29 protein-coding genes and 1 pseudogene are annotated in these 24,555 nt (G+C 23.8%); 13 read left to right on the top strand and 17 right to left on the bottom strand.

Going from position 1 to position 24,555, the window contains the following annotated elements; genetic code table 4:
* Positions 1-358 precede the first annotated feature (358 nt).
* From AACL22_RS08505 to AACL22_RS08495, 3 genes are all read right to left on the bottom strand, one after another.
* Positions 359-1,039: a hypothetical protein gene (locus AACL22_RS08505; protein WP_338991343.1), complete on the bottom strand. Its 681-nt coding sequence runs from the start codon at positions 1,037-1,039 to the stop codon at positions 359-361.
* Positions 1,040-1,101: 62 nt separating this feature from the next.
* Positions 1,102-1,353 (bottom strand): hypothetical protein, encoded by a 252-nt coding sequence (locus AACL22_RS08500; RefSeq protein ID WP_338991340.1) that lies wholly within the window; start codon positions 1,351-1,353, stop codon positions 1,102-1,104.
* A 278-nt stretch (positions 1,354-1,631) separates the two neighbouring features.
* Complete coding sequence (locus AACL22_RS08495; RefSeq protein ID WP_338991339.1) at positions 1,632-1,901, bottom strand: hypothetical protein; 270 nt, start codon at positions 1,899-1,901, stop codon at positions 1,632-1,634.
* A gap of 268 nt (positions 1,902-2,169) precedes the next feature.
* Between AACL22_RS08495 and AACL22_RS08490 the strand changes: the two genes are divergently transcribed.
* The gene (locus AACL22_RS08490) at positions 2,170-2,334 is read left to right on the top strand and encodes a lipoprotein (RefSeq protein ID WP_338991337.1); all 165 of its coding nucleotides are present in this window, start codon (positions 2,170-2,172) and stop codon (positions 2,332-2,334) included.
* 203 nt (positions 2,335-2,537) lie between these two features.
* Here AACL22_RS08490 and AACL22_RS08485 read toward each other — a convergent pair whose 3' ends face one another.
* Positions 2,538-3,329 carry an aldo/keto reductase gene (locus tag AACL22_RS08485; RefSeq protein WP_338991335.1) on the bottom strand — a complete coding sequence of 264 codons (792 nt, stop codon included), beginning with the start codon at positions 3,327-3,329 and terminating at the stop codon, positions 2,538-2,540.
* A gap of 193 nt (positions 3,330-3,522) precedes the next feature.
* Here AACL22_RS08485 and AACL22_RS08480 point away from each other — a divergent pair, with 193 nt between their 5' ends.
* On the top strand, positions 3,523-3,786 hold the full coding sequence (locus AACL22_RS08480) for a hypothetical protein (RefSeq protein WP_338988671.1): 264 nt from the start codon (positions 3,523-3,525) through the stop codon (positions 3,784-3,786).
* On the top strand, positions 3,753-4,664 hold the full coding sequence (locus AACL22_RS08475) for an IS3 family transposase (RefSeq protein ID WP_338993048.1): 912 nt from the start codon (positions 3,753-3,755) through the stop codon (positions 4,662-4,664). Before AACL22_RS08480 ends, AACL22_RS08475 begins: the two co-directional genes overlap by 34 nt.
* 139 nt (positions 4,665-4,803) lie before the next feature.
* Here AACL22_RS08475 and AACL22_RS08470 read toward each other — a convergent pair whose 3' ends face one another.
* The 10 genes and pseudogenes from AACL22_RS08470 to AACL22_RS08425 all read right to left on the bottom strand — a co-directional run bounded on the left by AACL22_RS08470 (position 4,804) and on the right by AACL22_RS08425 (position 12,995).
* A complete protein-coding gene (locus AACL22_RS08470) occupies positions 4,804-5,520 on the bottom strand; it encodes a fructose-bisphosphatase class II (protein ID WP_338991333.1) in 717 nt (238 codons plus the stop codon).
* A gap of 135 nt (positions 5,521-5,655) precedes the next feature.
* Positions 5,656-6,819: a hypothetical protein gene (locus AACL22_RS08465; protein WP_338991331.1), complete on the bottom strand. Its 1,164-nt coding sequence runs from the start codon at positions 6,817-6,819 to the stop codon at positions 5,656-5,658.
* A gap of 266 nt (positions 6,820-7,085) precedes the next feature.
* The gene (locus AACL22_RS08460; protein ID WP_338991328.1) at positions 7,086-7,316 is read right to left on the bottom strand and encodes a hypothetical protein; all 231 of its coding nucleotides are present in this window, start codon (positions 7,314-7,316) and stop codon (positions 7,086-7,088) included.
* A 4-nt stretch (positions 7,317-7,320) separates the two neighbouring features.
* Positions 7,321-7,887: a hypothetical protein gene (locus AACL22_RS08455; protein WP_338991325.1), complete on the bottom strand. Its 567-nt coding sequence runs from the start codon at positions 7,885-7,887 to the stop codon at positions 7,321-7,323.
* A gap of 502 nt (positions 7,888-8,389) precedes the next feature.
* Positions 8,390-8,641 (bottom strand): hypothetical protein, encoded by a 252-nt coding sequence (locus AACL22_RS08450; protein ID WP_338991322.1) that lies wholly within the window; start codon positions 8,639-8,641, stop codon positions 8,390-8,392.
* Between the two features lie 26 nt (positions 8,642-8,667).
* Positions 8,668-9,030, bottom strand: coding sequence for a hypothetical protein (locus tag AACL22_RS08445; RefSeq protein ID WP_338991320.1), 363 nt, complete (start codon positions 9,028-9,030; stop codon positions 8,668-8,670).
* A 484-nt stretch (positions 9,031-9,514) separates the two neighbouring features.
* Positions 9,515-9,796, bottom strand: coding sequence for a hypothetical protein (locus AACL22_RS08440; RefSeq protein WP_338991317.1), 282 nt, complete (start codon positions 9,794-9,796; stop codon positions 9,515-9,517).
* 101 nt (positions 9,797-9,897) lie between these two features.
* A complete protein-coding gene (locus AACL22_RS08435; RefSeq protein WP_338991314.1) occupies positions 9,898-11,535 on the bottom strand; it encodes a lipoprotein in 1,638 nt (545 codons plus the stop codon).
* A 937-nt stretch (positions 11,536-12,472) separates the two neighbouring features.
* Positions 12,473-12,871 (bottom strand): annotated as a pseudogene (locus AACL22_RS08430) (hypothetical protein).
* The gene (locus AACL22_RS08425) at positions 12,864-12,995 is read right to left on the bottom strand and encodes a hypothetical protein (protein ID WP_338991311.1); all 132 of its coding nucleotides are present in this window, start codon (positions 12,993-12,995) and stop codon (positions 12,864-12,866) included. Before AACL22_RS08425 ends, AACL22_RS08430 begins: the two are co-directional and overlap by 8 nt.
* A 26-nt stretch (positions 12,996-13,021) precedes the next feature.
* Here AACL22_RS08425 and AACL22_RS08420 point away from each other — a divergent pair, with 26 nt between their 5' ends.
* Together AACL22_RS08420 and AACL22_RS08415 are read left to right on the top strand one after the other, a co-directional pair.
* A complete protein-coding gene (locus tag AACL22_RS08420) occupies positions 13,022-13,318 on the top strand; it encodes a hypothetical protein (RefSeq protein ID WP_338988732.1) in 297 nt (98 codons plus the stop codon).
* Between the two features lie 261 nt (positions 13,319-13,579).
* Entirely contained in the window at positions 13,580-14,173 is a 594-nt protein-coding gene (locus tag AACL22_RS08415) for a DDE-type integrase/transposase/recombinase (protein WP_338991309.1), read from the top strand.
* Between the two features lie 10 nt (positions 14,174-14,183).
* Here the strand turns inward: AACL22_RS08415 and AACL22_RS08410 are convergent, their stop codons facing one another.
* Positions 14,184-14,699 (bottom strand): UPF0236 family transposase-like protein, encoded by a 516-nt coding sequence (locus tag AACL22_RS08410; protein ID WP_338991308.1) that lies wholly within the window; start codon positions 14,697-14,699, stop codon positions 14,184-14,186.
* Between the two features lie 244 nt (positions 14,700-14,943).
* Here AACL22_RS08410 and AACL22_RS08405 point away from each other — a divergent pair, with 244 nt between their 5' ends.
* The 8 genes from AACL22_RS08405 to AACL22_RS08370 all read left to right on the top strand — a co-directional run bounded on the left by AACL22_RS08405 (position 14,944) and on the right by AACL22_RS08370 (position 22,955).
* Positions 14,944-15,342: a hypothetical protein gene (locus tag AACL22_RS08405; protein ID WP_338991305.1), complete on the top strand. Its 399-nt coding sequence runs from the start codon at positions 14,944-14,946 to the stop codon at positions 15,340-15,342.
* Complete coding sequence (locus AACL22_RS08400) at positions 15,335-16,795, top strand: PBSX family phage terminase large subunit (protein ID WP_338991303.1); 1,461 nt, start codon at positions 15,335-15,337, stop codon at positions 16,793-16,795. The genes AACL22_RS08405 and AACL22_RS08400 overlap by 8 nt, the downstream gene beginning before the upstream one ends.
* Positions 16,795-17,073 carry a hypothetical protein gene (locus tag AACL22_RS08395; RefSeq protein ID WP_338991300.1) on the top strand — a complete coding sequence of 93 codons (279 nt, stop codon included), beginning with the start codon at positions 16,795-16,797 and terminating at the stop codon, positions 17,071-17,073. The genes AACL22_RS08400 and AACL22_RS08395 overlap by 1 nt, the downstream gene beginning before the upstream one ends.
* Entirely contained in the window at positions 17,066-18,442 is a 1,377-nt protein-coding gene (locus AACL22_RS08390; RefSeq protein WP_338991298.1) for a hypothetical protein, read from the top strand. The genes AACL22_RS08395 and AACL22_RS08390 overlap by 8 nt, the downstream gene beginning before the upstream one ends.
* Positions 18,443-18,460: 18 nt before the next feature.
* The gene (locus tag AACL22_RS08385; protein WP_338991296.1) at positions 18,461-19,396 is read left to right on the top strand and encodes a hypothetical protein; all 936 of its coding nucleotides are present in this window, start codon (positions 18,461-18,463) and stop codon (positions 19,394-19,396) included.
* Between the two features lie 74 nt (positions 19,397-19,470).
* Positions 19,471-21,708 (top strand): hypothetical protein, encoded by a 2,238-nt coding sequence (locus AACL22_RS08380; RefSeq protein WP_338991295.1) that lies wholly within the window; start codon positions 19,471-19,473, stop codon positions 21,706-21,708.
* 90 nt (positions 21,709-21,798) lie between these two features.
* A complete protein-coding gene (locus AACL22_RS08375) occupies positions 21,799-22,062 on the top strand; it encodes a hypothetical protein (protein WP_338988671.1) in 264 nt (87 codons plus the stop codon).
* Positions 22,029-22,955, top strand: a complete 927-nt coding sequence (locus AACL22_RS08370; RefSeq protein ID WP_338993047.1) for an IS3 family transposase — start codon at positions 22,029-22,031, stop codon at positions 22,953-22,955. Before AACL22_RS08375 ends, AACL22_RS08370 begins: the two co-directional genes overlap by 34 nt.
* A gap of 13 nt (positions 22,956-22,968) precedes the next feature.
* Here the strand turns inward: AACL22_RS08370 and AACL22_RS08365 are convergent, their stop codons facing one another.
* Complete coding sequence (locus AACL22_RS08365) at positions 22,969-23,481, bottom strand: lipoprotein (RefSeq protein ID WP_338991293.1); 513 nt, start codon at positions 23,479-23,481, stop codon at positions 22,969-22,971.
* A 16-nt stretch (positions 23,482-23,497) separates the two neighbouring features.
* Complete coding sequence (locus AACL22_RS08360) at positions 23,498-24,553, bottom strand: hypothetical protein (RefSeq protein ID WP_338991291.1); 1,056 nt, start codon at positions 24,551-24,553, stop codon at positions 23,498-23,500.
* Positions 24,554-24,555: the final 2 nt, after the last annotated feature.

Genomic DNA, 24,555 nt, shown 5'->3' with positions numbered 1-24,555 from the left:
ACAAATGATAATATTCAAACTATTACTAATTTAATATATGAACACTATTCTAATTTTCATACAAAATATCAACAAATGAATGAAAACGATGAATTAGTTTTATCAACAACAACTAACAACTATTGAGACCAAAGTTCCTTATATATTATTAGAAACCTTTAGGATTTAACTAAATTATTTTATGATTTTTGTAAATTAAAAACCAACTCTTGCTAGAGTTGGCTTTTAATTTAAATAATAATAATTTCTAAAGTACGTACTATAAAATTCATTTAAAATTTCTCAATTAAGTCCTTTTTCTTCATCAGGTGTTAACATTCACTGGGCAAATCCTTCTGCAAATAATTCATCATTATCACTAGTTCGTCCATAACCAGATTGAATAAACGACCATGCTGCTAATTGTTGTTGAAACGGAGTATTTATTGCTAATTCCAACTTGATGTCCTAAATATTGAACTAATAAATCACCAGGATTAGTAATAAATGCACGAATATTTAGTTGCTCGCTACTAGATTCACAAATACATTTACCAGTATCAACATTAATATTATGATTAAAATAAATTCGATCAGAGGGCCAAACTGATGCATAATTTGCAATGGCATGTCCTATTTCATGAATAATTGTTGAAATATTATTTGCTGTTGAATAAAAACCAGTTTCATATTGTTTTTTGTTTACATGCTCTTGCAATGTTCGGCCACTAATAATCATACATTGGGCTAAATAATGGCCATTCTTTTTTAACTTTGTTACTGCAAAAGGGTTATTGCCATTACTTTTAATAATATCATTATTAAATTCAATACTATATCATAATTTTTGAAAAATTGGAAAACCATAAATATTAACAAATAAATTAGCAAAAGTAATTAAATTATTAATAAATAACTTTTGCCTATCAGAAGCAACAGCAGTAACCATTTCCGCAAATTGATAAGAATAAACTTGATTATTTGTTACTCCATGCACAACATTAGCAAATGTTTGAAAATGGTTAAATTTTTTCTTTTTGTTAAAATTGTTAATTGACATCTGGCTTGCTTGATAAGTCATATTATTTTCACAATGATGAATAAATGCAAAATCTTCATCAGTTAACGATATCTTTTTTTAAATTTACTATTAAAAGATTGTAATGTTCCTTTTACTAATTGGTTATTATTTAAATTAGATAAATTTATTTTTTCTTTACTATGATTACGGTATAGTAAACAATCACTATGTTTAGCATAGTCAATTTCATTATCGTCTTTTAAAACACATCAAAATAATCCTCCAATAGAAAAGATAATTATTACACTAGTTATTAAAATAATAATTATTGTAATATCTTCATTTTTTTTCATAACCTTTCTCCTTAAATAAAATTAATTTTGATAGGTATAAAAATATTTTTTCATTATTTAAAGTTAATAAAATATTACATCGCACTAGAGCATTATAACAAAATATTATCTAAATTAAAAATTACATTCATTTAATTCTAATTAAAAACATCCGTGGGGTACGGATGTTAAAATATTAATATTAACAAGATGATTATGGCTATTAGGATCTCTCTAATAACCAACTTGATAATAACATTACCTTATTAGAAACTATTTTTTAGTTTAATAAAATTTTATTAATTATTATCATCTTCAATTAAATCTTTTATTTTCTTTTTATCAATTTTAATTCAATTAGACGCTTGTTTTTTGTGATTTAATTGTAGTCAAATTTTATAATTTGGATCTTTTGGATTATTAGCCGCTTGTCTTAATTTTAACTTTTGTTCAAGGGTTAAATGTCTAAAATCAAAAGGTTTTTCTTTATTTAAAGTTTGGGGAGAATCAATTGATGTTTTAACTCTTTTAGCTATAGCTAAAATCTCAGCCATTGTTTTTTCTGCCATTTTCTATACCTCCATTTTGGACCTATTTACCTATACTTATATTATAACATTTTTTAAGTTTTCATTACCATTGTGAATTTTAGCATAGAAATTTAAAAATAAGATATTTTAAAAAATATCAAATTATTTTTAAAATTATAAATTTAATTTACAAATAATTTGATAAAAACAAAATTTACTTTTGATTTTATTATTTTTTATAAGATATTACTAATAGTTTAATTTTTAATTAAACTATTTTTTAGAAAGGAGGTACCATTTTAAATCTATGAAAAGATTATTTAGTATTTTAGGTGCAATTGGAATATTTAGTATATCAGCATCAAGTTTAACAGCTTGTAAAAAACCAGAGCAAACTCAAAATACTGCAAAAGACCTAAAAAAAGATAAAACAAATACAGATAACAAAAATTCAAAAAATGACAAAAATTAAATCCTTCACCAAGGAAAAATGTTACAATCCTTTAAAATAACAAACTTTTTAATAAGAAACGAAAAAACACTAATAATTAATAATTTATTTAAAAATTCTTTCAATTTTTTTGCACTAAGAAAGAATATACTTAAATTTATAAATAAAAACAATAATTTATATTATTGTTTTTTATTATTTTATAAAAATAATAATATTTTTCATTAAAACCTATCAAATGTTTCGGGATAAATATTATCATACATATTAAGACTCTGTAAGATTTGAATTGTTTTTTTAGTTAGTCTAATCTTTTCACTCTGCTTGTTTTCTTGGATATGACGTAATAGTTCTGCTTTAACAATTGGTTGAATACTAAAATATTGGATTCAAGCTAAAACTAATTGAGCAACAGTACAATTATATTTTTTAGCTTCGGCAACTAGAATTTGATTTTCCATTGTATTAGCAATTGGTGAATATTCTTGTACCAAAATGTTTTTATTTTGACAATATTGTCCACGATCTCATCTTTGGTTAAAAGGATTAAATTCAATTTGATTTAAATTTGGATAAATATTCGTTTCTTCAAACAAAATTTCAATCATATCCTTATCAAAATTACTTACACCAACAACATTAATTAACCCTTTCGCTTTGCATTGTAGCAATTCGGTATAGGCTTTGATAGTTTTGTAAAAATTTAAATTTGGGCAATGAATTAAAACAATATTTAAATAAGTAACATTGAATCGTTTTAACGACTCTAGCACAGCATTGGTATTATTCTCTGTCTCAATATCATCACAACAAATTTTTGTTTCAATAATAATATCTTCTCGCCTTTGGTTATTAGAATTTAAATATTTTTTAATTGCTCGTCCAACAATTTCTTCATTTTGATAAACTTTAGCAGTATCAATAATTTTATAACCATTTTGTAAAGCATTAATAATCGCCTCTTCTTTTTTAAAAAATAAAGTTCCAAATGCAATTTTCTCTAAGCGAAATGGCATTGTTCTAACCTCCTCTAAAATTATTTACTATATTGTTTTAATAACTCTTCAACATTATCTGTTATTGGATATTTTAATATAATTTGATGATAAATATTATTATAACCAATAAAAGAATGACTAGAGTGCACCCCAAAAAGTAAGTAAAATAAAAAAAGATTTTGCTAAATTTTTATAGGGGGTGCATTTTTATATGGCAAAAAAAGGACAAAAATATAACAAATATACATCAGAATTTAGAACAAAAATCATTGAGGAAATTAAACAAAAAAGTTGTTGAATAGTAGCAAAACAATATAATATAAATGCAAATACAGTAGAATCTTGATGAGCAAATCATAAAAAAGGAAAATTAAACAATCCTAAAGGACCTAAAATTTCTTTTGGCAAAAGAAATTTAGAATATTATAAAACAAGGTATGAATTATTAAAAAAGCTCCATGACTTTTACAATTAAGCAAACTAAGAATTGTCTCTTTTATTAAACAAAATTTTTGTGAATATTCAATAAAATTATTACTAGAAGTAACAGGGTTAAAACGTAGTTATTGAGATAAATATAAAAATTATGACAGTAGCAAAAAAGAAAAAAAGGCAATAAATGATATTGTAAAAGTCTATGAAGAAAATTTAAAACAATTTGGTTATCGAAGAATTACTAAATATTTAAAGGAAGATTATGGTATAAAATATAATTCAAAAAAAGTTTTAAGAATTATGCGTGATAATCAAATACAACCTGAATATGTAAAAAAAATGAGAAGAAAAATGAAATATAAACAGAATAAAGAAAAAAGCTTATTGCAATATCCTGATTTAATTAATCGTAAATTCAATGATATAAAAACAAGGTTTTCAGTACTATATACTGATGTAACATATTTAATTTGAAAAGGAGAAAGATATTATCAATCAACAATTATTGATGGATATACTAAAGAAATAGTTGATGTAAAGTGATCTAAATATAATGACAATAAATTAGTAATGGATAATTTAAATGATGCAATTAATAAAATAAAATTAATAAAAAAAGATCTGAATGGAATAATAATTCACTCAGATCACGGATATCAATATACATCCACTATTTATCACGATAAATGTTTATCTAACGGTATTACAATTTCAATGGGAAAAAATTACCACTGTGCAGATAATATTGTTATAGAAAGTTTTCATTCATTACTTAAGAAAGCTACAATCCATAATAAAATATATAATTCACATGAAGAATATATACAAGATGTTATAAAATGAAATACATGATATTCAAATCGTAAAGAAAAAGATATAATTAAAAAAAGTAAATACTTTTTTATTAGTACTTACTAAAATGGGTGCACTCTAGACAACATATTCTTTCTCAATAATTTGTAATGGTTTTAAAACTGTTCCACCTGTTAAACTAGCGGCAAAAAAAATTGCTTGTTTATCAGCAACTAAATCTTGTTCAGAAAAAATTGTGTTGTAACTAATTTTTTTGTTCTAAACCTTGCTGTTCAATTTTCATTCGTAATGCTGTTTCTTTTTCATTTGGTCAAATTTGCTCATACCGAATTAAACGTGCAAACATTTTATAATTAGTTGCAATTGCTAATGCACTCATTAGAACTCCTTCTGGTGCACCACCAATTCTATACAAAAAATCAGCCTTCTTTAAAACAACATCAATTGCTCCTAATACATCTCCTTCATTAATTAATTCAACCTTAATGCCTAATTGACGCATTGTTTTTATTATTTTTTGATGACGCGGTTTATTTAAAATAATACATGATAAATTTTGCTTAATTTTTAATAAAGTCAATAAAATTGCTTCAATTAATTGATTAAAATCAACTATTACAGCTAAGTCCTGTGATAAAAACAATTTTTCCATATACATTTCTAGGATTTGTAACATTGTATTATTTTTAACAACAGCAATACATGAAATTAAACCCGGTTCATTTTTACTAGCCGGTATTGTCCCTTCAATGGGGTCAACTGCAATATCAATCGTAATTGCTTGTTGATAAGAAAAAGTTTGCCCTTGATATAACATTGGTGTTGCATCAAGTTCACCTTCGCCAATTGCAATTTTTGCTTTAACATCATTACTTGTTAACAATTTATTAATAATATCAACTGCTTTTTGGTCTAACATATTTTTATCATTTTTGCCAACCAATTCATATGAAGCAATCACAGCTAACTGGACCGCACGTAAAAATAAAAGACTATTTGTTTCATTTGTTCATTCCTTTGCTTGCTATTAATATTTAATCATATAATTTCCAAAATAAAAATGTAAAATACCTTACATTTTTATTTTTTATTAACCTTAGTTTGTATTTTGTTTTGGAATCTTACCAAATAATTCATGAAAGACCCGCTTTCATCCAACTTTACTAGCATGAACTAAAAATTCATTGCTAGAAATAATAAAAGTACAAAAGACAATTGGAATAACATACACTCAATAATATCATGTTGGTTCTGAAATTTTATTTGGAACATTTACTGCAATAAAAATATATTGAAAAATTGGGGTTCAAAAAAACATTAATAATTGGGTTGAAGTTGTATAGGTGGGTCCAGACATTGCTAAACATGCATAATATAGCATTCGAGAACTACCCATAATAATTCCTCCAACAAGAACAATTAATGCATAATCATAATATTGAAAATTAGCAAAAATTTTATAACCATCTAAGAAACTTTGATAGGAAAAAACTGCAGCAATTGGTGTCCCTAATAATAACATTAATATCGCTGAAGAACTAGTTTTAATTGATACTGTTTCATGATTTGTAAATTTAATTTTTGAAGAACTCATTAAATGGGACATTCCTAATGCTTCCATTGCATAAAAGCCAGCGGTCACTAAAGCTAAACACATCCCTCCAATCGATGATCAAGCTAATCCTTCTTTAATTGCAAAATGAATTGACATTCCTAAAATTAAACATGTAGAAATTGCTAAAGCAGTTCAGGTATATTTACTTTGACGAGCACGAAAGAAAATAACACTTCCAATTGGCGTTAAAATAACATTTAAATTTAACAATAATCCTGGAACAGTTCCATCTGTACCACCTTGATGATTAATTGTTAATAAAACTGATAACTGAAAAAATACCATTGCAACCGGACCACCTAAAAAACCATATAATACTATTAGTCAAGTTTCTTTGTGACGAAGTAATTTTAAAAAATTAATAAATTTTTTTGGCTTATAAAAAATAAACATCACAAAAGTTGCCATTATTTCTTGAACTGTCACATAAAAAGTGGCATTAATTGGCGCTGCTAAATTACCATATGGTCCTTGTTCTGGAATAATATATAGCATTAATAGGACAATAGAATACCCAACTGCAGAAATTAATCCATACATAATTCCCAGAATAATGCGGCATTTTGTACGAATAGTATTTAATTCATTTTTTACATTTTTTTCTTTTTGTAATAACTGTTGATCTGTGGTAACCTGATCTGCCATATTTATACTTCCCTAATCCATTCTTTTTTACTATAATATTATTTTTATTTAAAAACTATTAGTTATATCTTACACTAAACATAAAAAAAGTTAAACTTTTTTAACTTTTTTTATATAAATTTAATAAGTAACATTAATATAATCAAATTATTATTGTAATTAATTTTCTCCAAATAAAAATGCATCTCTTTTAAAAAGTTCGTAAAATTTTTTAAGGATACTGACTTCTTTAAATGCATATTCTATTAATTATTTTAAATTATTTTTTAAATCAAATTTAAATCTTTTAATACTCTGGCACCTAATATATCACCAATGATAGCTAATATTATAAATTTTAAAATAAAATTATTTCTTACTGGTAACAATGGCGTTATGTCATCTTCAATTTCAATCTCTTCATGTTGACGAAAATATTCTTGACTGCAACTCATTGATTCATATTCTTGATTTGTTCTTGAAATTAACTCTTTTATAGTTTTAAATGGTTTTTTCATATTTTTATACATTTTTTCAAATACTTTTACTTTGGATTTCCTTATCACTAAAATATTGATTAATTTTATCTCGTAGTGAATCTGAAACACTCCATCTATTGCGAAAGTAATTATCAATTTCATTTTTTAAGCCTGCCTCAATCCTTTCTCTTTTATCAAAATTTTTATTAATTTCATTTTTTAATAATACCAACTCACCTTCAGAACTTTCAAAATATTTATCAATTTCACTTATTATTAAAGGAAGCATAGAATCTTCTAATTCATTTGAGCCTTTATCCTCTTGTGTTTCTGTCTCATCTAAATAATTATCAATTTTATTTAAAATTGAAGAAGTTCCACTTGTTGAAGGTCTTTGCTCTGCACCTAATGACTTATTTATTGTCATTGTTAACACTTTTGCTAATTTTTCATCTAAGTTTGACTGTGTCATCCCACTAGTTGAAGGAGTAGTCATATCAGGGTGCTCTGTTGTTTGTCTTTTTTTCCGAAATTCATCATGTATTTTCGCTATTATTTTAACTTGACTATTTTGGATTTTTCTTCCATTTTTTTCATTCAACAATATCATTATTGCTATCAACAATTTCATTATAATATTCAAAATAATCACGTTGTCAAAAACCACCTTTATATCCAATATATGAAGTTATTCGAATTGACTCATTATTTTTTAATTTTAAAGAACTATTATAATAATAACTAAAATTTTCTCATATTAAATCAGCAAAAGAATTTAACTCTTTTAAATTAAGTTTATATTTAGTATCATTATATGCAGAAGGAAAGACTGATAATAAATTTGTTAATTTACTAATAAAATCATATTTACCATTGGAAAAGAAAAGTGTATTTATTTTCTCTCAAATAATTTTGTTAATTTTAATTTTAATTTTTGTTCTTGTTGATCATTCAACAACATTATTTTTTCCAATACATTGGTCATTATCATATCTATATCTTTCTTAAACAGCTGTATTCAATTCCTGCTGGAAGGTAAGGTCGTCTTGATTATTTTTTAGTTCTGTTCTTTTACCAAGAATATCGTTATATTTTCAAGGATTTTGTTGATCTTAATAATAATATGTATATCCAGAATAAGAAGTAATTTTTACAGTTTGATAATCAAGGTCTAAATTAAGAAATAAGTCATAATAGTAAGGAAAATTTTCTCAAATTAAATAAGCAAAAGAATTTATATTATTGTCTGTAATTGAATTTCATCATGCACTATGATCTTTTCTATGAAAATTAGCAATTCCATTTTTCAATTTAATTATAAAATCTTCTTTTAAATTTAACATAAATAAAACAACTATTTCCATTCAAGTCTTAGCTGTTATTGTTAATTTTAATAAGTCCGATGACAAAAATTTATAATATTTTTCAAAAGCATTTTTTGAAAAGAATACTGGTTAGCAGTTAATAATTTTGGCATTACTTTTGGCACTAACCTTGCTAATTGTTTATCTAATTCTAATTCTACAATAGGACGTGCCGAAGATGAAACTATTTTAAATTTTTCTAGTGTTTTTCTTTCTGACCTGCTTAATTTTTGATCATTATATTTAGTTAAATTAATAATTTGGTTTGGTTTTAATTTTTCTAATTGTTTGTTAGTAGTTATATGTTCATATGAATTATTAGCAACTGTAAAAGACATCCCATTAATTCCAATTGCTGTTGCACTTATTAAACATAATATTTTTTTCATTTATGTTTTCCTTTCATTTTTTTAATATAAATTTAATATTTTCATAGTTAATTCTTTTGCCATAATATCATATACTAAGAAAAAACTAAACTTTAAAATGCTTAGTTTTTATTTTGATTTATTAACACACTGTAATTAAGTTAATAATTTGCTTTTAAATAATGTAATTAAGAAATTATAATTTCAAAGTAAAATTTTGTCTGCGTCTTGGTTCAACCCAAGAAGGTTGGATTAGCAGCAGTTGCTTTAGCTGTTAATTTAACATTAATAGTATTATTAACATATTCAAAATCTAAAAATAATTCGCCATATGCGATAGCATATGTATCTTTATCAGCTGTATATCAAATATTACCAATATTTTTTTTCGCTTACTAAAGGTATTCCCGATACTATTTTTTCAGAAGAGTCAAATGAAAATAAATTCACCCAACCATTGCTAGTTTGTGAGTCAAAACTAGTTCCTTCTGCTCATCCTTCATAACTATTTGATTAATCCTTTTATTTGAAATAATGAGTATTTATTTTTAGGGAATAATTCTTTAGTTCAAAAAAATACATTTTCACTAAAATTTATTCTTGCAAAACCATCAACTTTAGTTACAGGTGTTTTTAATTTAATTTTTTCACAAATAATATTTTTTTTACTTATATTATTTTTTCTTTTTATTAAATTTATTTTTTTTCTTTTTTTTCTTATTTTATAAAATAAATTAGTATTTAACAAAAAAAATCTAGGTAATAATAATTCTAAGTTCTTTTTCATAATTTATTGTCCTCTCTGAATTAAAAGATCAATTAAAAGATTAAGTTTTTAAATTTATCTATCTTTAACAATAAATTATTCTTAATATATTTTTTAATCATTTATTTCACTATTGGATATATTAGAAATAAAACACAATTACTTGGTAATTTATTTTCCCCAATCCCAGCAAAAGAATAATATAAACCACTATTTAAATTTTTTCCAAAAGTAAATAAAGTAGCTCAACTTTCGTTTTCAGAATATTTTCATTCTAAAACTGAGCCTTCTCGTTTATTAATATCAACTATTTTTTCTCCTTTTGCTCTCTCAAATAATGGATGTGATATTAAATTAAATAATTCAATGTCTTCTAAATCCGTTGCTGCCTCAGAACTTTTAAAATCATCCAATAAAATTTTTGTTACTCCTTTTAATCCATCTCTTTGATTTTTATCTAATAACTTTTTAAATAGTAAATTAGAAACTTTAAGTTCAACTGCCTGAGTTGTAATTTTTAAACTATTTATATATTTTCAAAAAGCAATAATAATTTTCCCTCAATTATTTAATTTTTTATCAATTGCTGCTTTTGATAATTGCAAAGTTATCATCAAATCTTCATCATCACTACCTTTAACATTTCCTGACAAACCCATACCATAAACATTAATATAAGTTAAATTAATTTTAAAAGTTCCTAAATCCAAATAATCTGCTTCATTAATATTTAAACCAGGACCAATTTTATTCTTATAAAAATTAACAAAATCACCTTCTGTAACATTTTCAATAGTCTTTGATCCTTCATCGCCTTTAAATCAATTAGCTAAAGTTAAATTATTAATATTTCGATTATCTTTCAAACTATCAAAGCCTTTATTTTTAGCAGATAAATCTCCCTTCATAATTTGTTTTATTAATTCAACAGCATTATAAGTTATTTCAATATTTTTAAACTCTTTTTTACTATTAATATATTCTTTAAATGAAAACTTTAATCTTTCATCTAAAGCTGTAGTTTTTTCCGAAAAATCTCATTGAACATTATCATATAAAGGCTTAAAAATATCATTTGTACTAAAATCAGCGTTTTCTAAGTTATTAAAATATTCTTGAATATTTTTAATTAAAAAAGTTGTTGCTTTGTCAGAAAGAACTTTTAATGCGGTTGTATTCTCACTAACATTATAGATTGTAGAAATTTCAAAACTTGAAAATAATGTTTTAAAATTAATACTTACCACAGCTTTAAAATCAATTCGAACAGCACTAAATGGTTCTGGATTAATATCAGCAGGAAATTTCTTTTTTATCGCTTTAACATTTACAAAATTAACATTAATAACACTACGCTCTTCATCAAAATTTAATGGCATACTATTAGGAAAATAATTTGAATATTCATTCTGTAAATTATAATTTACTGTTTCAAAAATCTTTGTAAAATCATTAATAAAATAATTTGCTAATTTCTTATCTTCAGCATTGTTTAAATTCAATTGATACATTGAATTATCATTATTAACTTTTGCATAAATTTTTGCTAAATTATTTTTGCCACTATCGACATACATCTTTTCTTTTATTTTCTCAGTAATTGCAGTAACTGCTTTATTCTGAATTTCAGATAATACTTCAAGATCACGCGCAGTTGTATCTTCTTTTTTCGTCTTAGTCTTTGTATGACATGCTGCAATATTTGACATACCAGTGCCGACTAAAGTTACAGCACCTAAAACACTTAATAATTTTTTCATGTTTTTTTCTCCTATTTCTTGCACTTTAATTTTTTTATTTTAGAATAAAATTAAAATAGTGCCGGAGGAGGATTATTTTGTTTAATAAATAGATAAATTCATTTTGTAGTAAAAAAATTAATAACTATATCATATAAGTATCTAAAAATATAAGCAGTAAACATTAGTAATTCCTTCTCTTTCTTTTGAATAACATTATTGATACTTATTTAATTAAGACTATATTTATAATTTTTCAAAATTAATCTATCGCCTTATTCTCTCCATTAAAAAGGGAGTGTTGCATATAAACGGATATTACTTAATTTATTTAAAAACAAGAAACTTTTTTCTTTTATAAAAACATAATAACACAAAAAAATAAAAATACAAAAAATAATTTCATATTTTAACATACTAAAAAATAGTTTAAAAAATAAAATTAAATTATTTTAAATTAACTAAAATTAAATCTCATAATTTTTAAATCCAAAATATTTTTAAATGTTGAAAATAAAAATGTTTTATTCCCATATCCCAAACAAGATTTTACAACTCTTGAAACATCACTTTCAGCAGATACGCCAATATTTCACTCTTTATTTTGATTTAAAATACCATTTTTTAAATTAATAAAATACCTTAATTTAATTCTTTCATTCTGTAATGATTTTAAAAAAGTTATAAATTCGTCGTATTTTCCTTGTAAAAATAATTCCTTTGCGTGTAAATAATTTTTAAAGGATTCTTTACTACTATATATAAACTTGATATCGTTAACATTAGTGGATGACTAAATAAAATTGCCATTTTGTCAAACAAAGAAAGTAAAAAAAAGTATTAAAATTATATAAATCCATAATAATATTTTTTGCTGATGTCAACTGATTAATAATAACCGTAATAAATTCGGTTCCAAATATAACGATTGCCGCTACTAAAAAAACTAATCTAATCATTATTTATTCACCCTTCGATATCCTTGTTCTCTTGTTTTTGCTTGCCTAGCTAAACTTAATAATTGTTGTTTATTACGATTAATTTTAAATTGTTTACGTTCTTCAACATGTTTTTGTATACCTTGTTTGGTATCTAAAACTCCACGAGCTGTTGAAGAATATAATTTTGATGTACTATTTTGAACAGTTGAACCTAATTCATTTTATTGTGTTGATGTACCATGAATAGCATAAATTGATAATTTAATAACCATAAAAAAGATCACAAAATAAGCAATCGTTTTTTTTGTCATTGGCAATTTAGTATTTCAAATCACATCAAAAATAAACAAAAATACATCAAAAATAAAACTAAAAATTTTGTCTCAATTACTACTTTCTGATAATAAATTAATTATCTTTACCACTTCTTTTTTCTTTTTTAGGTTTTAAATTCTTTTTCAAAATATCAATATCAAACAATTCTAAGCGTTGTTTATTATTTAATTTTGATATATCTTTTCAAAAGTAGAGTGCACCCAAAAAAGTAAGTAAAATAAAAAAAGATTTTGCTAAATTTTTATAGGGGGTGCATTTTTATATGGCAAAAAAAAGGACAAAAATATAACAAATATACATCAGAATTTAGAACAAAAATCATTGAGGAAATTAAACAAAAAAGTTGTTGAATAGTAGCAAAACAATATAATATAAATGCAAATACAGTAGAATCTTGATGAGCAAATCATAAAAAAGGAAAATTAAACAATCCTAAAGGACCTAAAATTTCTTTTGCCAAAAGAAATTTAGAATATTATAAAACAAGGTATGAATTATTAAAAAAGCTCCATGACTTTTACAATTAAGCAAACTAAGAATTGTCTCTTTTATTAAACAAAATTTTTGTGAATATTCAATAAAATTATTACTAGAAGTAACAGGGTTAAAACGTAGTTATTGAGATAAATATAAAAATTATGACAGTAGCAAAAAAGATAAAAAAGCAATAAATGATATTGTAAAAGTCTATGAAGAAAATTTAAAACAATTTGATTATCGAAGAATTACTAAATATTTAAAGGAAGATTATGGTATAAAATATAATTCAAAAAAAAGTTTTAAGAATTATGCGTGATAATCAAATACAACCTGAATATGTAAGAAAAATGAGAAGAAAAATGAAATATAAACAGAATAAAGAAAAAAGCTTATTGCAATATCCTGATTTAATTAATCGTAAATTCAATGATATAAAAACAAGGTTTTCAGTACTATATACTGATGTAACATATTTAATTTGAAAAGGAGAAAGATATTATCAATCAACAATTATTGATGGATATACTAAAGAAATAGTTGATGTAAAGTGATCTAAATATAATGACAATAAATTAGTAATGGATAATTTAAATGATGCAATTAATAAAATAAAATTAATAAAAAAAGATCTGAATGGAATAATAATTCACTCAGATCACGGATATCAATATACATCCACTATTTATCACAATAAATGTTTATCTAACGGTATTACAATTTCAATGGGAAAAAATTACCACTGTGCAGATAATATTGTTATAGAAAGTTTTTATTCATTACTTAAGAAAGCTACAATCCATAATAAAATATATAATTCACATGAAGAATATATACAAGATGTTATAAAATGAAATACATGATATTCAAATCGTAAAGAAAAAAATATAATTAAAAAAAAGTAAATACTTTTTATTAGTACTTACTAAAATGGGTGCACTCTAGAATATCTATTTTTTTATTACTTTTATTAAAGTAATATTCTTCGTCAGTTTTTGCATTTTTCATAATATTAGATACTGTCATTAAACTAATTTTTACATGCTCCATAGTATCTAAAATATCTTTATATCTTTTGTTTTCAGTAATAAATGATGATATTTTTTCTTTAACAGAATTATCTATTCTTTGTCATTTTTCAATACCTAAAAGTTTATCCAAAGGAAAAATATATTCTTCTTTACCTGTTTCTGAATTAATTTTATAATATCTTCTTCTTTTAAAAGTTATTTTTCCATTTAAAATTACCAATGTTCTTTCAATTTTATCTTTTACTTTATAATCTTTAAATTCTTTTAAAGTTTCATCAATTTTATAATTTTTAAAAATTCATTCATCATAATCTTCTGAACTTTGTTGAATAATTTCAATACTCTGTATATATAATAAATTAATAAAATTCTTAAAAAAATTGTTATCAACATTTATCATTTTCTTACCCTCTTTTCTTAATTTCACACATTAACACAAAAATAATAAAAATGCAAAAAACAATAGTAATTTTTATTTAGTATGTTATAATTTAAATGTATTTAATAAATTAATTAACTGAAAGTAAAGCAATTTACTTTTTTTTATTTTGATGTAAAATATAAATAATAAAAAAAAGAACCCTCTCAAGTTCTTCTGTACATGTTTTTCTCTACTTTTATTTAACCATATAAAGGAGTAAAAAATGAAAGAATTTAATCCAATTAAAGCAAGTTTGGCGACTTTTTATCGTAAAATTGAGCAATTTTGAGAAAATAAATCACCTAATAAACCATATACTTTGAATGATTTAACCAATGAATTCAACCTTTCTCGCCATTGAAGACAAGAAATTTATCGGAGCGAAAAGATAGTTCCTTTGCTTGAAAAACAAGTTGATAGAATTGAAAGTGAAATAATTAATTTTATGATGAAAACACCAGATGGTGCTAAATTATATTGACAACGAGCATTTAATTATAAATATTCACTGCAAGAAAAAGAACTTGAAAAAGAATTAAACTTAAATAACCAACAGCCAATAATTGTTAATTTACAAACGGATATTAGAGATATTAAAAAAGAAAGTGATAATAATGCTTAATCATTTTACTTATTTGTTAGAAACGCCTTATTGATTATTACAAAATAGTAGTATTGGTAATAAATATCCCTTTGCTAAAAAATATGAATTAGTTAATGAAATTAATCAAATTGGAACACGATATAGTGGTAAAACTATTTCAAATATTAAAATGCTTGGTGAATTATTAAAAATTAGTTTATTAATTAAAGAACCAATTTGTATCATTGCTAGTATGTATTGGAGTAAAGATTTAAAAGATAGTGTGTTTCAAAATATATGAAATATGTTAGATGAAAATCATATTACTTATACTATTAATTTATCAAATTTTACTTTTACTTTATCAAATGGGAGCAAAATATATTGTAAAGGTTTACATTCACCAAGTCGGAAAGAAAAATTAAAAGCCTTTGCTGATTTAAATAAATATAAATTAGTAATTGATTGAAGAGAAGAATGTGACCAATTTCAACAAAAAGATTTAAGTGATTTAGAGTTTGCTATTCGTGGTTATAAAAATAAAATAACAATTAATACATGTAATCCTGAGAGTTTAAAAAGATATATTGTTGGTTATTGTAATGAATTAATGCCTTTTGATGAAGAAATATTGCGTAATAAATATGAACAAATTAAATATATCGAAAAATGAAATATGAAAATTATTATTCATTATTCTAGTTGAAGATTAAATTATGAATTACCACAAGATAAAGTTAATGAACAATTAAGATTAGAACAATTAGATATTGAAAGAGCAAGAGTATGGAGTTGAGGTTTACCTGGTAATACTAGTGGTTCAATATTTGCAAGATATATTGATATTATGCAAGCAACAAATATTATACAACCAACTAAGTTATTAGGTGGTGTTGATATTGCTAATGCTACTAGTCCTAAGGGACATACTACTGCTGCTAGTTTTTGAATATATAATTCATTTGATAAAAAAGCCTATAAAGTAGCAGAATATACACACTCAAATGCTACACAACAATTTAAAACTGAATTAGAACAAGTTAAAGATATTTTAGAGTTTTATAACAATCAATTAAATCAATATTTTATTTTAATTCAACAAGGTATATCAATAAATGTTGATGATAGTGCTTATTCAACATTACAAAGTTTAAATCGAGAGAAATATAATTATACTTTTGGTCAATATATGACATTTAAACCAGCACAAAAGCAGAAATTTAAAATTAGACATCGTATAGAGACATTTACTATGTTAATAAATACTAATCAATTAAAATGATTATGAGAAAAATGTCCTGTAAGTAAAACTCAATATGAATTAATTCAATGAGAAGATAAGCCCGATGCCAGAGAAGAAAGAATGTTAGATTTATATGATGATACATTTGATAGTGATTTTTATGCTTTACACTTTGAATTAATACCAATGGTTAAACATAATAGTTCAGCAGATTATAAATTATGACAACAAAGGGAGTGATTAACTTAATGAAAAAAGATATTTATGTAATACATGATGAGCGTGTAATAAATGCAAAAAGACCATATGTGTCTGTTTGTGGACAAGTTAAAAAAAGACTTTGTCAAGAATTAAAAAAAGATAATATTGCAATATGTAAATTAAATTTATATAACGAATATATTAAGAAATATCAAAAAGTTAAAGTATGTGTACAAGTTTTAGCAAATGAACCAAATTTATTAACAGTAAATATAATTAATTATGCGCTTATCTTAAAATTAAAGGAGCAAAATAACAATGAATAATACTTTTCCTAGTTTACCAAACTTAAATGATATTAATAGTGTTTTAAAATTTTATAATTATGATTGAACTATTAATTTAGCAAATATTACTTCTCGCCATCAAATGCGATTAGTAAATGGTAAAGATATTTTATTTAAGTCTCATCGTAAAAACATTTTAGAAAAATTAAATTGATGATATGAAACTTATAAAATAAAAGAAAAATTAGATAAGAATGAATTAACAGCAAGTTTAATGGGTAAAACTATCTTTGGTTTATTAGAAACTAGTGATGGCAATATTGATTTATGAATTAACCCATTTAACTTTACATCTCGTGTAAGCAAAATAAATGAAATTGAACAAGGTGCTGATATTTGATTAAATTATTATCAATCAGATAGTGGTTTTATTTTAAATTTAATTTGTACCAAAGATAAAATAATTATTAAAGGTTGACCAAAAAATAATGAAATAGTTGTTGGGCAAAGTAAAACACAAATTAAAGATGATGTTAGATCTGTTTTAGTACAAGAATTTAAAAACAAATTAGGTATTGTCCCTTTCTGAGAAATGATTAATGAACCTAATCCATTATTTTTATCAACATCAACTACATTAAACCCATTACCTACAATGGCAAATTGTTATAAATTACAATTTGATTTAGAAGATAGTTTTAATATTAAATCAAAAGAAAGATGAGCAAATCGTACTCATTGATATGGAATATTAGATGATGATTTAATGACTGCTTATAACAAAGGTAATAAAAAAGTATTACAAGATGCTTTTGATGATATTTTCATTCAATCAGGTCAATCAGCCGTAGATGGTCAATTATCCCAATCTTTACAAGTAGTACAAGGTACACCAACCTTAGAAACATATACTGAAGACCAAAAAGCAATTATTGAACAAGTATATTTAGCATGTCATTTTTCTAGTCCTTTTGGTGATAAATCAGATAATGACCAAAATAAAACACAGTCATTATTAACTAAAACAAAAGACTTAGAAAAACAAGCATATTTACAAGCATATCGTAAGCAATATTATACAAAAGTGTTTGATACTGTTTTAAAATATTACGGTTTATGAGATGGTGTTGGTGAACGACCTTATGGTTTTGATTTTGTTAGTGCTAGTTTAGTTGACCAAATGCGACAAAATGAATTAATTACTGCTAGATTAGATAATGGCACAATGGAACCAATAAGAGCAATTACTGAATATGATAATATTGATGAATTAGAAGCAACCAAATATTTTGAAAAAATAGAAAAATGACAAGATAAAATGCAAGCCAAAGAAATAGACCATAATAATAAATTAATGGAATATGATGAAACTGGTAATAATCAAAATGCCTTACAAGGTAGAACATAAATTAAGGAGAATTAAAAAATGAGTAGAATTAACCCAGGGGTTATGGAAGAATTAAGAAGACAAGCCCATGATACTTTAATAGATATTAGAGAAAATATAAGAGATAATAGACATTGAATGGTATTTCCTTTTAATGTTTATAGTTCATATATACCTGATACTGAAACTGGTTGAAAACCTAATAATGCAAAACCTAGTGATTATGGTAGCTATTCACGAATATTTGATAATATGGAAAATACTATTGCACAATGACAAGGTAGTTTAAAAATAGTTCAAAAATATAAAGGTGAAGAAATTAATATTTTAACAATTGATGATTTTAATAAACAACCAATTAACTCAACTATATGAGCCAATAATGAAACACCTTTTGCGATAAAATTAAAAGATGAAAATAATAATGTTTATTGAAAATTAATTGATGGTGAAAACATTTATGATATTAATAGAATGTTAGAATACTTAAAACAATATAAATTAAGTTATTTTATTAATAATGATAATAAAGCCGATAATTTTTATACAAAAGAAGTTAAAGTTGGTAAATATTGAGATGCTTATATGATTGATGATAGAAGTTCAATTCAATTTGGTGATGCTAAATTTGAACAAGTATTTACTCAGCAATCAACAGAAAGACAATATACTTTATTAATTTTAGATGAAGATGCTGAAAAATTAAATATTAATGATTATTATAATTTTTATACTGTATTTAATGACCGTGGTTTAAATATTGGTGGTGGTGATATTAATTCTGCTCCCCAAGATAGACAATGATTATATCCATCAAATGTGATTAATTATTATTCACCATATGATGGTAGTTTTTTATGACAAGAAATTACCTTTTCAAGTATTAATGACAAAATTAGTAATAGTGGTTTATATCAGTACGACAATTTATTCAAACAAGTGCCCCAGGTGAAGGTTATTGTTTTCCTAAAATAACTTATGATGAAAAAACAAATACATCAATCATTGAATTAGATGAAGTTTTATTAAAAGACCCTGGTGTTAGAGCAATGGCAGTTAAATTTTATGGTAATCCTATCTTTTTTGATATGCCAGTTATTGGTCGGCCAATTATTAAAGGTAAATTTAATAAAAAAGTAATGAATTCAAGAGATTTATTAATGTATAACATGTATCCTTGTCCACCTGATAAAATAAATACTTATGCATCACCCGAAGTAAGTTGATATAATATTCAAGGTATTCAACCAACTATGATAACTGGTTATGAAGATTGAAAAAAAGATATGGAAAGTAGATATGACTTTTGAAAACAGAAAAATAGTGAAGGTATTGTTATAACTGACCCCGCTACTACATCAGCAACAAATTCTACTGTTGGTCGAAATATTCATAAAGAAGATAAAGATTCTAAGTTTTACTGGTCTAAAGATTGAAAAATAACCCCACCAAGCAAAATAAAAACAAACGGCGGTACAGTTGATAATATTATTAGTACTCAAGCATCATCATATTTTAGAAGAAAAGATGAATTTGGTAATACTGTTGGACAAGTTCAAATTGAATATAATAAAATGGGTGCATGTAATGTTTGAGATATTTTAAATATGAATAATTTTATTAATCGCCAAATTACCGTATTACCTTTAAACTATACGCAAAAATTGGTGTTTAATCCTTTTACTATTCCAGGTGGGGTTGGGAAATTCTTAAACTTTATTTCATTTGGTATTCCATGGGGTTGAGTAATTAATCAAAATGAAAAATCATGACCTAATTTTCAATGACTTAATGGCTTTATGAGTGCTAATATTTATAGTTTCTATAATGATGCATTTTGGTCTGAAAAATCAAAAGGTAAAGGTTATTTACCATTTGAAATATTTAGAGAACAAGGTAATGATAAAGTTGGCGCTATATTTGGTGCTAATGCTACTAGTTTAGGTTTTACAACCTTATTAACAGATAAAATACAAGGTACTGTTTTAACTAAAGATGGTAAACCAACAGAAAAATTAGTTTATTCAACTTATAATTTAAAACAATTAAATGAAAAAACAAATAGAGTTTATTTAATTAATGAACAAACAAAAACAATTGACGCTCAAACACCAGTTAGTGATAGTGAAAAAGATAATGATTGCGAATTTTTACAAATACCAGATGGAACAAATTGTAGTTATATAATTGATATGTTTTCAATTCAAGCATTATATAAAGGTAATTTTGAAATTATCTTTTATGCTGATAACCCATATACTAATAATGAAGAAGATTATTTACGCTTATCAGTATGGAGTTTTCGTGGTAAAACAAAAAGTGTATTAAATAATTATTTACGCGATATGACAACTAATTATAAAACTAGTTTCTTATTACCACATGATTATGAAATACCAACATTTAATTATCCTGAATATATATTGCCGCCAGTACCATATAACTATAAACCTTATACAAAAGATATTATTCTTGCTAATGCAAAATTGCCTATATTATTTAATGCAATTCAACCAGGACAATGTAAAAAAACAACAACACCATATAATATTGCACATAATAATTTTTTTGATGAAAATACAGAATATTTTGGATATTCTGAAATAGAACTTGACTTAAAACAAATTGACCCAACAATTCAAAGTATAAGTAAATTTCAAGATGCTTATAAAACTATTGAAATAAGTAATTTAGGTAATTTACAAGTTGAATGTGGACTACCAAATATAGAAAATTTTATTCCTAATAGAAATGTTGAAATTTTAGTTGGTAGAACAGGATGTTCAGATTATTTAGGTAATTTGGATGGTGTAAAAATAGAAAAACAAGGAATGGAACAAATTGATAAAGTTAATTTTGAAAATACAATTATTTTATATAATGATAATATAAGAATAAATGATATTCAAACAGTTGCTACTGGCTATACTAATGGATTAATAAATAAAGAATATAGAACTAAATATAAAACTAAGTTAGGTGAAGCGTTTATTTATTTATTGTTGCAAATAACAAAATTATATAATAATGATAACGATAAAATTAAAGAAACTAAACTTCAAGCATATTATACTAATGATATGAAATTAAAAATTAGAATATCAAAAAGTATGATTCCTAAATTATTAGGAGTTGAGGGATATGGAGATATTTGATATTGAGGTACAACCGAATATGAAACACCTATTTCAGGTGGAAATATAAAATTTAATATAAATAATCCAAATGTTTTGGGGATTAGAAATAGTAGCAATAATACTGTTAAAATTACAATTAAACCAAGATAAACAAAAAAGAGATTTAGTTAGAGTGCACCCCAAAAAGTAAGTAAAATAAAAAAAGATTTTGCTAAATTTTTATAGGGGGTGCATTTTTATATGGCAAAAAAAGGACAAAAATATAACAAATATACATCAGAATTTAGAACAAAAATCATTGAGGAAATTAAACAAAAAAGTTGTTGAATAGTAGCAAAACAATATAATATAAATGCAAATACAGTAGAATCTTGATGAGCAAATCATAAAAAAGGAAAATTAAACAATCCTAAAGGACCTAAAATTTCTTTTGGCAAAAGAAATTTAGAATATTATAAAACAAGGTATGAATTATTAAAAAAGCTCCATGACTTTTACAATTAAGCAAACTAAGAATTGTCTCTTTTATTAAACAAAATTTTTGTGAATATTCAATAAAATTATTACTAGAGGTAACAGGGTTAAAACGTAGTTATTGAGATAAATATAAAAATTATGACAGTAGCAAAAAAGATAAAAAAGCAATAAATGATATTGTAAAAGTCTATGAAGAAAATTTAAAACAATTTGGTTATCGAAGAATTACTAAATATTTAAAGGAAGATTATGGTATAAAATATAATTCAAAAAAAGTTTTAAGAATTATGCGTGATAATCAAATACAATCTGAATATGTAAGAAAAATGAGAAGAAAAATGAAATATAAACAGAATAAAGAAAAAAGCTTATTGCAATATCCTGATTTAATTAATCGTAAATTCAATGATATAAAAACAAGGTTTTCAGTACTATATACTGATGTAACATATTTAATTTGAAAAGGAGAAAGATATTATCAATCAACAATTATTGATGGATATACTAAAGAAATAGTTGATGTAAAGTGATCTAAAAATAATGACAATAAATTAGTAATGGATAATTTAAATGATGCAATTAATAAAATAAAATTAATAAAAAAAGATCTGAATGGAATAATAATTCACTCAGATCACGGATATCAATATACATCCACTATTTATCACGATAAATGTTTATCTAACGGTATTACAATTTCAATGGAAAAAAATTACCACTGTGCAGATAATATTGTTATAGAAAGTTTTCATTCATTACTTAAGAAAGCTACAATCCATAATAAAATATATAATTCACATGAAGAATATATACAAGATGTTATAAAATGAAATACATGATATTCAAATCGTAAAGAAAAAGATATAATTAAAAAAAGTAAATACTTTTTATTAGTACTTACTAAAATGGGTGCACTCTAAGTAATCTCTTTTTTTATTCTCCGTTAACTTTTACATTACCATCATTAACAACAATTAAGTCAGGTAAATTTTGTTCTTCACCATTTCAACGATAAACAAATTTAATATAATCATTATTTTTATTTTTTCAATAATGGAACTTAGTTTCTTTTCCTTGATAAGTTTCATATACATATAACAAATTCAAATCAACGTCTAATCTTAAATAAAAGTGGTTAGTACCATCATTAATTATTATTTCATCGTTGTGCACAATATTTTTAAATTTGTTTAAATGATATTTATTTTCACCTTTTCATACTACATAATATCATTTATTATTAACTGTATTAAATGGTTTTTCTTGTGGTTCTATTCATTCTAAATTGTTTTTAATAGTTTCATCAGTTGTATTTATTTGGTTTTCTTTTTTTAATTTTTCTAATTCTTCTGGTGTATATTCTTGTGGTGTATTACAAGCAACTAAACTTGTTGTACTTGTTGCTATTAAGGTGATTGTTCCTAAAAGGCTTAATATTTTTTTCATTTGATTATTTCCTCTTTTATTCTCAATTAAGTGAATCTATTGAAACAGTATAGTTAACATTTACATTATTAGTATAAACATTTTCATCAGCGGAAGTGATTTTTGCACTACTGTTAGTAATATTCTCAACGTTGATTTTTGTAATATCTAAGTCGGTATACATTTCTTTTAGTTTATTTTTAATTTGTTCTTTTGTTGGATTAGATAAATTTTCAGTTTTAAATTCACCTAAATTATTATTTTTAATAATTTTATTTAAATTAATATTAGATATAAAAGTAACGACTACTTCACCACTTAAAATATCTTTTCTTTTAAAATTTATTTTTGCATTTGTTGTTGTTATATCGCTAACTTCAAAATCATTTATATTATTTTCTAAATCTTTATTTAATTCTTTTATTTTATTTTTAATTTCTTGTTCTGTTGGTTTATTAACACCATTAATTCTAATTAATCCTAATTCAGTGTTTTTAAAAACTGATTTTACTGGCCGAGAATAATTAATAACTATTTCACCAGTATAAATACTTGTATCATTTGTTTTAACTTTGGCACTATTTAAACTAATATTTGTAATATTAATTTTTGAAATATCTAATTTAGGATTAAAAAGTTTTAAGGATTCTTGAACCATTTGTTTTATTGTTCATCCACTAATTGAAAAATCTATTTCTCCCAAATTAGTATTTGTAATAACTTTGTTTATTGGTACAGATTTATTAACTGTAAAATTAATTGTTTTTTTACCACTAAAACCAGTTATAGTGATTTCTGCACTATTTTCACTAATATTTATAACATTAATACTATTAATATTTACTTGGGGATTTAATTCATTTATTTTTTCTTTGATTTGTTGTTGAGATGGCGTGTCAGCTCCATTAGTATTAAATATAGTTTTAGGTTTATTATTTTTTGTTTCTCTTTTATTTTTTGTTATATTTAAACCTGTTCAATTTAATTCAGATAAATATTTAATATTATTTTTAAGGCAATCAGTAGCAATTACACCTGGTATTGCTGTTCCACTAATTGTTAATACACTTAATAAACTTAAAATTTTTTTCATTC

The sequence above is a fragment of the Spiroplasma endosymbiont of Seladonia tumulorum genome (assembly GCF_964020235.1).
Lineage (GTDB): Bacteria > Bacillota_I > Bacilli_A > Mycoplasmatales > Mycoplasmataceae > Spiroplasma.
This window is presented reverse-complemented; position numbering and strand designations above follow the sequence as displayed.